Genomic DNA, 13,220 nt, shown 5'->3' on the forward strand with positions numbered 1-13,220 from the left:
ATGGCAACAGGGACTGTTAAGAGCTTTCCTCAAAAAGGAACAGCGGAGAGTGTTCGTACTGAACCCGGTCAGGATTTACAGGAAAAGATCAAGTCTCGACGCACCAATGAACTTGTTATTGGTGTATGTGGTGCCGTTGGTTGCAACCTGCAAGATGTTGTTTCTGAGCTTAAAGATCAATTTGGTGCATTTTCTTACGAAGTAAACATAGTCAAAGTCAGCAGCCTTATCAAAGAGCTTGCAGCAAAACATAGCGATTTAGCAACTACTGAACTTGAAACAATCGAAACACTAGATTTTTTTGCGCGATACACTGCACTTCAAGATCTTGGCAATGCCATCCGAGATAAATTTACCGATGACGCATTAGCTATTCAGGCTATAAAGTACATATCCACCAACCGCCAAGTAAAAATGAATGCCAGTGGCGATGCAACTCCACCGCGCACTGTTTACATTGTCGACCAGCTCAAACATCCCAAAGAGGTAGAGCTGTTCAGATTGACTTATAGAAATGCTTTTTTCCTCGTAGGTGTGATGAGCCCACAGAGTGCTCGCCTTGAGTATTTGCAAACGGAAGGGCTAAGCCCTGTCGATGCACAAAACTTAGTCGAGCGTGATCGAAAAGAGAACGTTACTCACGGACAACAACTAGAGAAGACAGTCCATAGGGCTGACTTTTTCGTCAAGCATAGTTTGAAAAGTTCTGGCAACATCACCAAGCCCTGTAAGAGGTTTGTAGGACTGGTTCATGGCGAGAACGGTATTACTCCTACTCGTGACGAAGCAGGTATGTACGCTGCCTACGCGGCTTCATTGAAATCTGCATGCCTCAGTCGTCAAGTAGGTGCTGCAATTGCCAACGATTCCGGTGATGTAATCTCTGTCGGCTGGAATGATGTGCCCTCTGGCGGTGGCGGTCTGTATAGTGAAGACTCCGAAAATGACCAGCGCTGTGTCGTCCATGGCAAGAAATGCTATAACGATGATACTAAACAACGCTTGGCAAAAGATATTGTATCTATTCTTTCAAAAGTCAAAAATAGCGACACCAGCGTAAAACGCAGCGAGCCTGATAAAGATGAGGCTTCTACTACAGTAATATCAGCAAAAGTTATTGGGTTGGATGAGGCTAGTGAAAACAAACCTCTATTGACCTCTGCAGATGCATCCCAGTTAGCTCGCCAAATTCTGGAAATCACTGCACTGGGTTCTATTATTGAATATTCTCGTGCTATCCATGCTGAAATGGAAGCCATCTTGAACATTGCGCGAAGTGGGAAAAGTTCAACGCTCGGAGCAGTGATGTATACCACTACCTATCCGTGCCACAATTGCGCCAGACACATTATTGCCGCAGGGATTTCACGTGTAGTTTATATCGAACCATACGAGAAGAGTCTGGCTATGAAACTGCACTCAGATGCAATTTCAATAGATCAGGCATCCAGCGGAAAAGTATTATTTGAGAATTTTCAAGGTGTATCTCCTACACGCTACACCACTTTATTCGCATTCAGTCATCGACGTAAAGACAGCTCCGGCCAGGCAGTACGCATCGTAGGGAAGGATGCTTCGTTAATTTCTCATGAGTATCTGGACTCCTATATAGACGTGGAGAGTAAGGTAGCAGTCAAGGGCTTTGAAGACAGCGGGGAAGCTACTAGGTAAGGCCCTACAGTCCTGCTTACCTAGCACGTGAGCAGGCTGCGACTCATCTGAATCCAAATTCCCCACCCCCTCCTACATCTCACATAAAGCTTATGGCAAATAACACAAATCAGCAGCCATACAAATATAAACCACATAGAACCGAACCACCATTTAGAAAAGTACATCAGCGGTACAGTGCTCAGCTTTGACCCCTTACGCTAAACTACGCTTAACCCCATAACCACGCTACTTTCAGCTTGTTATACCTTCGCTAACCTCTGTACGATCCCGTTAGGCTTGCAGCGTCACAAGCTAACTCATAATCCCTATCTTCGTTTGAGTCGGGGGTATGCTTGGTGCTGGGAGCTGTCGTGCCACCGGTGGAGAGCAACGTGCATTTTCGGCGTTTGAGTGGATTTTAGCTCTCCCGTATTTTGCGTTAAAGTTTATTCTTAAAGGGAGGGTTACTGGACCCAGTCCGAAATTGAACGCTTTTTAATCTTGCGTCCGGCCATTATTACTGGCTCCCCTAGCGTAAAGATCGAAGATGATACCCGATAGCGACGACCGGTTATTAGCATCAGCCAAAGTCCCTTCAGTGACTCTCTTAATGTAGGCTCTAAGTCGGAGCGAAGAGGAAAACTTTCAGGATGTTTTCGGCGCTCTAATTTCGTTGCGATCCAACCCGCGAGAAATATGCTCAGCATTGTGAGTCCAAGGCTGAGGGGCGCAGTTAGCCAGTGGGAAATTTCTTGTATTTCAAAAAAGCCGTTCAATCCATGCTCTTTCCATATTAAGTAGCTAGGCAGGATTACTGCGGGAAAAGTTCCCGCAGTAAGCAATATTATAGTTCCCGCCGCGAGTCGTTCTGTTGTACTTGCTAGGCCTTCCCGTCCAGTTAAGTCGATTGGTAGCTGCTGCCCGAGTATGCGGCCGGAAGCAGTAATTGGTAGGTAAGGATTCTTGCTTGTGTAGTACATAGGGATATGAATGTCGTCTCCTGGATTTAAGCCTTCTATGGTGATTTCTAGCGTTCCATTTTTATTTTGCTGAAGCTCTATGCTGAGCCCGTCGACTGTTGAGAATCCGTTGGCTCCTAGTAAGTATCCTTCATCTCCCAAAGTCACGAGTAGAGGCGCAGATGCAGGGATGTCAGACGGCAGTATAGGAAGTGTTCCTCGGTTCCATAGTCGAATTACTGCGATGTAAACACCATCAGTAATGGGCTGTCCCTGAAGGTCTACTAATTTGAAAGGTAAGCATTCGGGGATTTCTGCAACTATGCCTCGGCCGAGTACGGAAACTTCCAAGTATTTGTAAGGTTCTTTTCTGCGGCGAAATACTGCGGAGAATAGGCGTGCAGCGGTTGCTACTATCGTTAACTTTTCCAAGGCGTTACTCCTGTAGATGCGCGAAAATCAGGTCAACTTTTTGGCTAAGTCTTCCGTCCGTGGGTGGTAGTACCGCATAAGCATTCGAGTGTCTTGATGTCCGGTGATCTTGGTTAACTCATGTAATGGGAAAATTTCTGCCAGGCGTGAGGTGGCCTCGTGGCGTAGGTCATGAAAGCGTAGATCGAACAGAAACAAATCTTTATGGATGCGCAAATCAATCTTCTCTTGTGAGAGTTCTTTCTGCTTTAAGTGGAGGCGAAGCCCTTCCAAGTAGGCAAGACGAGCGCCCGAAACGGCGTCCGCGAATGCCTTTGTGATCGTATCGGGCCGACTTTTGAAACATCGGCCACTCTCTTGATCCGCCAAGGATTTAAGTACTTCCACAGCGGTGCTGGATAAGGGGATGCCACGGGCAGAGCCATTTTTGGTCAGGGGTAGCAGGGCAACTCTTTTGTTTAGGTCAACATTGGTACGCTGCAGTCCGGTTATCTCGCTGCGGCGCATCGCCGTTTCTACTGCGAAGGTCACAATCTTTGGCAGTTCGACCGAGCGTGAGTATTGGTTGATCATCGCCAGCTCGTCTAGGTGTTCGCAGACCAGCTTCCCATTTTCCAACTTCCATACATCTGCACTCAGGATTCGTCGCTCGCGAGCATCGTCCACACTTGGCTGGCGTATCAGTTCAACTGGGTTGGTCAGAGACTCCATTCGCCACTCTTTGCGGGCGATAGTAAAAACGTGAGATATCAGAGCTAGCTCGCGGCGTACTGTGGAGGGAGCTAGGCCTTCTTTTAGCCGTACGTCGCGGTAGGTCGCCATATCCGAACCGCGAATGCTGGCAAGCGAGCGAAGGGCCAGTGGATGACGTTGCATGGCCTGGATACGTGACAATTCGGAGGCGCTGCTGCGTTTTTTGCTGGTCACCTCTTTGGCGTACAACTCCAGGGCGCTGGCGAAGGAAGTCGCCTCCGCTTCGCTGCGGCTGACGAATACGCCAGCATCCATTTCCCGCTCTATCATGGTCGCCCAGGTTTTTGCTTCCAGCTGGGTATTGAATGTGCGTGTCTGTTGGGGCCACCCTTTACGTCTGATTTGAGCATGCCATTGGTGGGGGCCTTTCTTCCTAAACGTCGCCATCGTTTTTCGTACTGTGCCAAAAATGTGCCATTAACTTTACAGGAACACCCATGGAAGCCGCAAAGACCTTGCTTATCCGGGAAACCTTCCCCCTCGGCCCGTTGCAGTGCAACTGCACGATCATCGGCGATCCGGTGACGAAAAAGGCCATTGTGGTCGACCCGGGTGGCGATCATGAATTGATTCTGGCGCGCCTCGAGAAGCATGGTTTGAAGGTAGTGAGCATCATCCACACCCATGCGCACCTGGACCATTTCCTGGCATCGGGTCAGCTCAAGGAGAAAACCGGGGCGACCTTGCATCTGCACAAAGAGGATCAGTTCCTGTGGGACAACCTTGAAATGCAGTGCACGTTGTTTCGTGTCCCCTATACACCGGTGCCGTCACCGGATCGCTGGCTTGACGACGATGAAGAACTGGCGTGCGGGTGTGGCGTGGCGATTCACACGCCGGGGCATACGCCTGGCTCCATGAGCTTCTGGTTTGCTGATGCAAAACTGTTGATTGCCGGGGACACGCTGTTCCGTCGTGGTGTTGGCCGTACGGATTTGTGGGGTGGCGATCAGGCAACTATCGTACGTTCCATCAAGCAGCGTCTGTATACGCTGGATGAAGATGCCACCGTGATTACGGGTCACGGCCCTGACACCCGTCTGGGCGATGAGATGCGCGAAAACCCGTTTGTACGTGCTTGATCAGCCCATGGAATTTTTAACGTTGGCTGTGTTCCAACGCCCACAGAGGTCCATTGCCAACGACCTTTGCCCCCAGAAAGTATTGAGTAGGAGCTTCACCATGTTTATTTCAAGTCGTTTGATCGTGGCCGCCAGTGCCATTGCTTTGCTGGCGGGCTGTGCCTCGCCCAACCCGTATGACAATCAGGGTCAGGCATCGACGGGCATGAGCAAGACGGCCAAGTATGGCGGGCTGGGCGCGTTGGCCGGTGCAGTGGCGGGGGCTGCCATTGACCACAACAACCGTGGCAAGGGCGCACTGATCGGCGCTGCCGTTGCGGGTCTGGGGGCCGCGGGTTATGGCTACTACGCTGACAAGCAAGAAGCTGCACTGCGCGCCAGTATGGCCAACACCGGTGTAGAAGTTCAGCGTCAGGGTGACAACATCACTTTGGTCATGCCGGGCAATATTACGTTCGCGACCAGCTCAGCGAACATTTCGCCCAGCTTCTACCAGCCGCTCAATAGCCTGGCCAACTCGCTGAAGCAACTCAATAACCAGCAACAGATTCAAATTGTCGGTTACACCGACAGCACCGGTAACTACAACTACAACATGCAGCTGTCTCAGCAGCGTGCGCAGAGCGTTGCCACTTATCTGACGTCTCAGGGTGTCAGTGGCCAGTACTTGTCTGTCACAGGTAAAGGTCCTGCGGACCCGATTGCCAGCAATGCGACCCCTGATGGCCGGGCTCAAAACCGACGTGTTCAGATCACCTTGGCGCCGATTCCAGGCATGAACTACCAGCAACAAGGTCAGGTTCAGCAATACCCGTAAGCCTCGCTTTTAGCCGTTTTTGACGGAGGGCGTGCAGGTTTTGTGAGACGGTTTGCCATGCAAGCCTTCAGCAGTCACAGCCCGATGCACAACAAAAAGCCCCGCGATCTTTATCAGGTCGCGGGGCTTTTTGGTGAACGCTTTACCGGATGAATTACTTCTTCAGGCCGTAATGCTCGTCGAGCATGCCGGGGGCGTTCGGGGTTTTCGGCGCGTAGTCCAATGGCGGCTCTGAGCTGTGCGGCGGGGTAAGGCGCTCGCGGTGCGGCTGAGGCGCTTCGGAATGCAGTGCGGCCAGCAGGCGTTGGCGAGTCTGCTCGTCGAGAGCCAAACGGTTGGCGCCCTCGGCGAGATGGTCTTGCACATCCTGATAGCTCTGAGTGAGTTTCTTCACCAGATTGGCGGTGCTGTTGAAGTGGGTGACCACTTCATTCTGATAACTGTCAAAACGTTCCTGGATGTCATCTAGCTGGCGCTGCGTGCGGTTAGGCGCGGCATTGGGCAGCAGACGAGCGACCAGAAAACCAATGGCGACACCTGCAACCAAGGCTAGAGTCGGCAACAACCAAATCAAGAGCGAGTGTTCCACGAGTCCTTCCTCTATAAACGGCTTTGCTTTACGTTAACGGCTCGGACCTGCGCTGTATACCGCGATGCACTCGCAAATATGTCAGACAGAATCTATCAGCTAGACGAGTCGACCCAATTTGAGGTCACGGAGTTCCTTCTTGCTTACCCGCGAAACCCCCCTTTTGATTGATGGCCCGGTGGGCCATCTGGAAGCGTTATACCTCGATCAGCCCCAAGCAAAAGGCCTTGCGCTGCTGTGCCATCCCAACCCAGTACAGGGTGGGACGATGATGAATAAAGTGGTTTCAACCCTTCAACGCACGGCCCGCGATGCTGGTCTGACTACCTTGCGGTTTAATTATCGTGGCACCGGCGCCAGTGAAGGCTGCCATGACATGGGCACCGGCGAAGTCGATGATGCGTTGGCGGCGGCTCATTGGCTGCGTGCCAAACACCCGGATCTGCCGATCACGTTGCTGGGTTTTTCGTTTGGCGGATTTGTGGCTGCAAGTTTGGGCGGCCGGCTTGAAGCCGAAGGCGAAGCCCTTGAACACGTGTTCATGATTGCACCGGCGGTGATGCGTCTGCGTGACGAAGATGCGTTGCCCCACGAATGCGCATTGACCGTGATCCAGCCACAAACCGATGAAGTGATCGATCCGCAACTGGTTTACGACTGGTCCGAAGACCTCTCGCGCCCCCATGAGCTGCTGAAAGTGGCAGAATGCGGACACTTTTTTCACGGCAAGCTGCCTGAACTCAAAGAGTTGGTGCTGCCACGCCTTTCGAATTGATTGCAGTCTGATAAGCGATTACCTATGACCACTCGTACTCGAATCCTCACCGGTATTACCACCACCGGTACGCCGCACCTGGGCAACTATGCCGGTGCAATTCGCCCGGCCATCGTGGCCAGCCGTGACAGCAACGCCGACTCGTTTTACTTCTTGGCGGACTATCACGCGCTGATCAAATGCGATGACCCGCAGCGCATCCAGCGCTCGCGTCAGGAAATCGCGGCGACCTGGCTGGCGTCCGGTCTGGATGTCGAGCGCGTGACGTTTTACCGTCAATCAGACATCCCCGAGATTCCTGAGCTGACCTGGCTGCTGACCTGCGTAGCGGCTAAAGGCCTGCTCAACCGCGCCCACGCCTACAAGGCGTCGGTGGATAAAAACCTGGAAAACGGCGAAGACCCGGACGCCGGTATCAGCATGGGCTTGTACAGCTATCCGGTGCTGATGGCTGCCGATATTTTGATGTTCAATGCCAACAAGGTGCCGGTCGGTCGCGACCAGATCCAGCACGTTGAAATGGCCCGTGACATCGGCCAGCGTTTCAATCACCTGTTTGGCAACGGCAACGATTTTTTCGCCATGCCTGAAGCGCTGATTGAAGAAAGCGTTGCCACCTTGCCCGGCCTTGATGGGCGCAAGATGTCAAAAAGCTACGACAACACGATCCCGTTGTTCACCAGCGCCAAAGACATGAAAAACGCCATCTCGCGCATCGTGACCGACTCCCGTGCGCCGGGCGAAGCCAAGGATCCGGACAACTCGCATTTGTTCACGCTGTATCAGGCGTTCTCCACACCCGCGCAGACGGCAGAGTTCCGCAGCGAGCTGTTGCAGGGGTTGGGTTGGGGTGAAGCCAAAGAGCGCCTGTTCAAACTGTTGGACGCCGAATTGGGCGAGGCTCGCGAGCGGTATCACGAATTGATGTCGCGCCCATCCGACATGGAAGACATCCTGCTGGCCGGAGCTCGCAAGGCTCGTTCCATTGCAACGCCTTTCCTGGCGCAGTTACGCGAAGCCGTCGGCCTGCGTTCGTTTGTCAGTGCGGCGCAGGCCACGACAGCGACCAAGAAGAAAGCCAGCAAAGGCCCGCGCTTTGTCAGCTTCCGTGACGAAGACGGCAGCTTCCGCTTCCGCTTGCTGGCCACCGACGGTGAGCAATTGTTGCTGTCGCGCCGCTTTGCCGATGGTAAAGCGGCAGGGCAAGTGACCAAGCAACTGCAATCCGGCGAGCCGCTGGACGTGCGCACCCAGGACTCGAGTTTCAGTGTGTGGCTGGCAGGAGAATGCGTGGCGGACAGCCCGGAATTCGCCGACAGCGTCGCCCGTGATGCCGCCATCGAGACCCTGCGTGCGGCGCTGGTGCCTGCACAGGATTAAGAAAGTGCGGCGATTCGCCTCAGGTCCGATTGCCATTCCCCAGGGCCGTCGCTACAGTGACGGCCCGTTTTTGTTGCCTTGCTAACGAATTATGACGCCTCTAGAACGATATCAAGCTGATCTGAAACGCCCGGACTTCTTCCACGATGCCGCGCAGGAAAACGCTGTACGCCATTTGCAGCGTCTGTACGACGATCTGGTTGCCTCTTCGCAGAGCAAGCCGGGCCTGTTCGGCAAGCTGTTCGGCAAAAAGGACCAGACGCCGGTCAAAGGCCTGTACTTCTGGGGTGGCGTAGGGCGGGGCAAGACTTATCTGGTTGATACGTTCTTTGATGCCCTGCCGTTTAAGCAGAAGGTTCGTACGCACTTCCACCGGTTCATGAAGCGTGTGCATGAAGAAATGCGCACCCTGAATGGCGAAAAAAACCCGCTGACCATCATTGCCAAGCGTTTTGCCGACGAGGCGCGGGTGATTTGTTTCGATGAGTTCTTTGTGTCGGACATTACCGACGCCATGATTCTCGGGACGCTGATGGAAGAGCTGTTCAAAAACGGTGTCACTCTGGTTGCGACTTCTAACATCGTGCCTGATGGGTTGTACAAAGACGGCTTGCAGCGCGCGCGCTTCTTGCCTGCCATTGCACTGATCAAGCAGAACACCGAGATCGTCAACATTGACAGTGGTGTGGACTACCGCCTGCGCCATCTGGAACAAGCTGAGCTGTTTCACTTTCCGCTCAATGAAGCGTCGGAAAAGTCTCTGCGCGAGAGCTTTAAAGCGCTCACACATAACTCGACCCGTGCTGTGGAAAACGATGACTTGATCATCGAGAACCGCACCATTCGCGCCTTGCGTACGTGCGATGACGTGGCCTGGTTTGAGTTCCGCGAGCTGTGTGATGGCCCTCGTAGCCAGAACGATTACATTGAACTGGGCAAGATCTTCAATGCGGTGATCCTCAGCGGCGTTGAGCAGATGGACGTGAAAACGGATGACATTGCGCGCCGTTTCATCAACATGGTCGACGAGTTTTACGACCGCAACGTCAAGCTGATCATTTCGGCTGAAGTCGAGCTCAAGGACTTGTACAAGGGCGGGCGTCTGAATTTTGAATTCCAGCGCACCCTGAGTCGTCTGCTGGAGATGCAATCCCACGAATACCTGACGCGGGCGCACAAGCCTTAGTCGAGCACTTCATGAGAAAGGCCTGCTGATGCAGGCCTTTTTTTTGTTTGGCGATGTGCGTTGCGGCCGGCTACGCGGCTTGTTGAAATTGCTGGCGGTATTGGTTGGGTGACAGCTCGGTGTGTTGCCGGAACAAGCGCGCAAAGAAGCTGGCGTCGTCGTACCCCACGTCGTAGCTGATGGTCTTGATGCTTTTGCGGGTGGCCGAAAGCAGCCCTTTGGCAGTCTCTATGCGCAGGCGTTGCAGGTAATGCAAGGGTTTGTCGCCTGTCGCCAGCTGGAAGCGCCGCATAAAATTGCGAATGCTCATGCCATGCTCGCGAGCCACGTCCTCGAAGCGGAACTTGTCGGCAAAGTGTTCTTCGAGCCAGTGCTGGATTTGCAGAATGATCACGTCCTGATGCAGCTTCTGCCCGCCAAACCCAATGCGGCCGGGGGCGTAGTTGCGTTGCACTTCATACAGAATGTCGCGTGCGACGGCCTGGGCAATATTGGCGCCACAGAAGCGTTCGATCAGGTAAATGTAAAGGTCGCAGGCTGAGGTCGGCCCTCCCGCGCAATACAAATTGTCAGCATCTGTCAGGTGTTTGTCTTGATTCAGATGAACGCCCGGGAAGCGCTCGGCGAAGCTGTTGAAAAATCGCCAGTAGGTTGTCGCTTCCTTGCCCTCCAGCAAACCGGCTTCTGCCAGCCAGAACACGCCGGTGGCTTCTGCGCAGAGCACGGCGCCGCGTGCGTGTTGTGCGCGTAACCAGGGCAAAATTTGCGGATAGCGCTCACACAGTGTGTCGAAATCGTCCCAAAAGGCGGGGAGGATGATGATGTCTGTGTCTTCGAGGCTGCCGTCCACTGGAAGCATCACATTACTGAAACTGCTGACAGGCAGGCCGTCCGGGCTGACGAGCCGTGTTTCGAAGGTGGCGTTGAGGCCTTGGCCAAGCTGTTTGCCGTGACGCAGGCTGGCGAGGTGAAAGAAATCCTTGGCTTGCATCAGTGTCGAGGCAAAAACCCGATCGATGGCCAATATGCTGACGCGCCGCAAGGGCGCGGTGAGATGAGTAGACATGATTTGATTATTCTTATAGGTGAAATTGGTCAACTTACGGCTGGATCGTCTTATTTTTTATCCTGTGTGTCTAGGGTCTGTTCCCGTTTCATGGCAGCCGCCCTGCGCCACGTGGACTTTCGTCCGTTCAAGTCGCGTGTCACCTGGCCAGCGACGCAGCAGCTGCCGGTGGCGGCGCAAGCCATCGCCAGCCGCCGCTACGGGGCGGGTGTCAAGGCGCGGGGTTTGGCTGCGCTTTGTGAATGGCCTCGATACCTGCCAGTACTTCGTCCGAGAGTTTTATTTTGATGCTGTCGATATTGCTCTCAAGTTGCGCCATCGTGGTTGCGCCAATGATATTGCTGGTGACGAACGGCTGTTGCGTCACATAAGCCAGGGCCATTTGCGCCGGATCCAGGCCGTGTTGACGAGCCAGCGCCACATAGCGCTCGCTGGCAGCCACGGCTTGCGGGTTGGAATAGCGCGAGAAGCGGCTGTAGAGGCTCAGGCGCCCCTTTGGAGGGCGGGCGCCTGCGTTGTACTTGCCGGAGAGCATCCCGAACGCCAGCGGGGAGTAGGCGAGCAGGCCGCACTGTTCGCGAATGGCGATTTCAGCCAGGCCGACTTCAAAGCTGCGATTGAGCAGGTTGTAAGGGTTCTGGATTGAAACGGCTCGCGGCCAGCCCCGGCTTTCGGCCAGTTGCAGGAATTTCATCGTGGCCCACGGGGTTTCGTTGGACAGGCCGATGTGTCGGATTTTGCCCGCTTTTACTTGCTCGTCGAGGGCTTCGAGGGTGTCTTCAAGCGGAGTGAACTGCTCGTCAGCATGGTGCGTATAGCCCAGTTGGCCAAAGAAATTGGTACTGCGCTCGGGCCAATGCAGCTGGTAGAGGTCGATCCAGTCGGTTTGCAAGCGTTTGAGGCTCGCATCCAGCGCCTGGACGATATGGGTGCGGTTGTGTTTGAGCTGGCCATCGCGGATGTAGTCGATGCCATTGCCGGGGCCGGCGATTTTACTGGCCAGTATCCAGTCGGCACGATCGCCGCGGGCCTTGAACCAGTTGCCTATGTAACGCTCGGTGGTGGCGTAGGTCTCGGCCTTGGGTGGCACCGGGTACATTTCGGCGGTGTCGATGAAGTTGATCCCTGCGTTTTTTGCGTACTCAATCTGCGCGAAGGCTTCATCCTGGGTGTTCTGCTCGCCCCAGGTCATGGTTCCGAGGGCAATTGCGCTGACATTCAGGTCGGTTCGGCCTAGCTGGCGGTAGTCCATAGGGAGCTCCTTGGGGGAAAGAATCATAAAAGCAGGTTGTAATTTTTTCCGCAATCTGGATAATTGCCGACCTCTTTCTGCAGTGGAAGTGATGCGCCGCCTGCCGAAGAATCTTGCCGTTGAACGGACGCGCTGACCCGAGCCCCCGATAGCGTCTGTACCCGGCTGCCTTTGACTTGTCAAAGTACGCACTATTCAGTAAGATCCGCCGTCTAATTTACAGGGCGGCCCCTGAGGCTATAAAGAATGAAAACTTTTACTGCTAAACCAGAAACAGTAAAGCGCGACTGGTTTGTCGTCGACGCTGCTGGTCAGACCCTGGGTCGTCTGGCCACCGAGATCGCGAGCCGTCTGCGTGGCAAGCACAAGCCGGAATACACTCCGCACGTTGACACCGGTGACTACATCGTTGTTATCAATGCTGAGCAGATCCGTGTCACTGGTGCCAAAACCTCTGACAAAATGTACTACTCTCACTCCGGTTTCCCGGGCGGGATTAAGTCGATCAACTTCGAAAAGCTGATCGCCAAAGCTCCTGAGCGCGTGATCGAGACCGCGGTTAAAGGCATGCTGCCTAAAAACCCGCTGGGTCGCGACATGTACCGTAAGCTGAAAGTCTATGCGGGCGCTGCTCACCCTCATACTGCTCAGCAGCCCCAAGAACTGAAGTTTTAACGGAATAGTTCATTATGTCGGCGACTCAAAACTACGGCACTGGCCGTCGTAAGACTGCAACCGCACGCGTTTTCCTGCGTCCGGGTACTGGTAACATCTCCATCAACAACCGCTCCCTGGATAATTTCTTCGGTCGCGAAACTGCCCGCATGGTAGTTCGTCAGCCGCTGGAATTGACTGAGACTGTTGAGAAATTCGACATCTTCGTTACCGTGATCGGCGGTGGTGTAAGTGGTCAAGCTGGCGCAATCCGCCACGGTATCACTCGCGCACTGATGCAATACGACGAAACTCTGCGTGGCGCTCTGCGCAAAGCAGGCTTCGTAACTCGCGATGCTCGTGAAGTTGAACGTAAGAAAGTCGGTCTGCGTAAAGCGCGTAAGCGTCCGCAGTACTCGAAGCGTTAATTCGCAGCTTCGTTCAAAAGCGCCCAGTCTCCTTCGGAGCTGGGCGTTTTTTATGGGTGATGATTTATGCGTGTGACAACTTGCCACATCCAGCAAATGCCTATACTACAAGGCTTGTAGCCGACCTAGATCGGTAATTACCTTGTCAGAGTAGGGGCTTTTCATTACCATTCTGCAAAATTTTTATAAGTTCA

Annotated in this window: 13 protein-coding genes; 8 read left to right on the top strand and 5 right to left on the bottom strand. The window is 53.8% G+C overall.

The annotated features are described in order from the left end of the window. Entirely contained in the window at positions 1-1,671 is a 1,671-nt protein-coding gene (locus IF654_RS04735; RefSeq protein ID WP_194862723.1) for an anti-phage dCTP deaminase, read from the top strand. A 446-nt stretch (positions 1,672-2,117) separates the two neighbouring features. Here IF654_RS04735 and IF654_RS04740 read toward each other — a convergent pair whose 3' ends face one another. Then, complete coding sequence (locus IF654_RS04740; protein ID WP_194862722.1) at positions 2,118-3,044, bottom strand: hypothetical protein; 927 nt, start codon at positions 3,042-3,044, stop codon at positions 2,118-2,120. A 27-nt stretch (positions 3,045-3,071) separates the two neighbouring features. Beyond that, positions 3,072-4,052: a tyrosine-type recombinase/integrase gene (locus tag IF654_RS04745; protein ID WP_230683757.1), complete on the bottom strand. Its 981-nt coding sequence runs from the start codon at positions 4,050-4,052 to the stop codon at positions 3,072-3,074. Between the two features lie 182 nt (positions 4,053-4,234). Between IF654_RS04745 and IF654_RS04750 the strand changes: the two genes are divergently transcribed. Together IF654_RS04750 and IF654_RS04755 are read left to right on the top strand one after the other, a co-directional pair. Then, the gene (locus tag IF654_RS04750; protein WP_194862720.1) at positions 4,235-4,879 is read left to right on the top strand and encodes an MBL fold metallo-hydrolase; all 645 of its coding nucleotides are present in this window, start codon (positions 4,235-4,237) and stop codon (positions 4,877-4,879) included. 100 nt (positions 4,880-4,979) lie between these two features. Then, positions 4,980-5,696, top strand: a complete 717-nt coding sequence (locus IF654_RS04755) for a YiaD family glycine zipper/OmpA-like lipoprotein (protein WP_047273749.1) — start codon at positions 4,980-4,982, stop codon at positions 5,694-5,696. 154 nt (positions 5,697-5,850) lie between these two features. Here the strand turns inward: IF654_RS04755 and IF654_RS04760 are convergent, their stop codons facing one another. After that, complete coding sequence (locus IF654_RS04760; RefSeq protein ID WP_047273751.1) at positions 5,851-6,285, bottom strand: Z-ring associated ZapG family protein; 435 nt, start codon at positions 6,283-6,285, stop codon at positions 5,851-5,853. Between the two features lie 139 nt (positions 6,286-6,424). Between IF654_RS04760 and IF654_RS04765 the strand changes: the two genes are divergently transcribed. The 3 genes from IF654_RS04765 (at position 6,425) to zapE (ending at position 9,626) form a co-directional block, all read left to right on the top strand. Then, complete coding sequence (locus tag IF654_RS04765; RefSeq protein ID WP_194862719.1) at positions 6,425-7,060, top strand: alpha/beta hydrolase; 636 nt, start codon at positions 6,425-6,427, stop codon at positions 7,058-7,060. Between the two features lie 24 nt (positions 7,061-7,084). Further along, positions 7,085-8,440, top strand: a complete 1,356-nt coding sequence (locus IF654_RS04770; RefSeq protein ID WP_047278916.1) for a tryptophan--tRNA ligase — start codon at positions 7,085-7,087, stop codon at positions 8,438-8,440. Between the two features lie 91 nt (positions 8,441-8,531). Next, the gene (gene zapE, locus IF654_RS04775; protein WP_194862718.1) at positions 8,532-9,626 is read left to right on the top strand and encodes a cell division protein ZapE; all 1,095 of its coding nucleotides are present in this window, start codon (positions 8,532-8,534) and stop codon (positions 9,624-9,626) included. 70 nt (positions 9,627-9,696) lie between these two features. Here zapE and IF654_RS04780 read toward each other — a convergent pair whose 3' ends face one another. Further along, a complete protein-coding gene (locus tag IF654_RS04780) occupies positions 9,697-10,617 on the bottom strand; it encodes a GlxA family transcriptional regulator (RefSeq protein ID WP_169836400.1) in 921 nt (306 codons plus the stop codon). Between the two features lie 286 nt (positions 10,618-10,903). Continuing rightward, complete coding sequence (locus IF654_RS04785; protein ID WP_047273759.1) at positions 10,904-11,944, bottom strand: NADP(H)-dependent aldo-keto reductase; 1,041 nt, start codon at positions 11,942-11,944, stop codon at positions 10,904-10,906. 246 nt (positions 11,945-12,190) lie between these two features. On the opposite strand from IF654_RS04785, the gene rplM reads away from it, so the two are divergent. After that, positions 12,191-12,619, top strand: coding sequence for a 50S ribosomal protein L13 (gene rplM / locus IF654_RS04790; RefSeq protein WP_047273761.1), 429 nt, complete (start codon positions 12,191-12,193; stop codon positions 12,617-12,619). 14 nt (positions 12,620-12,633) lie between these two features. After that, the gene (gene rpsI / locus IF654_RS04795; protein WP_047273763.1) at positions 12,634-13,026 is read left to right on the top strand and encodes a 30S ribosomal protein S9; all 393 of its coding nucleotides are present in this window, start codon (positions 12,634-12,636) and stop codon (positions 13,024-13,026) included. Positions 13,027-13,220: the final 194 nt, after the last annotated feature.

The organism is Pseudomonas lundensis, from assembly GCF_015377145.2.
GTDB classification, from domain to species: Bacteria; Pseudomonadota; Gammaproteobacteria; order Pseudomonadales; family Pseudomonadaceae; genus Aquipseudomonas; species Aquipseudomonas lundensis.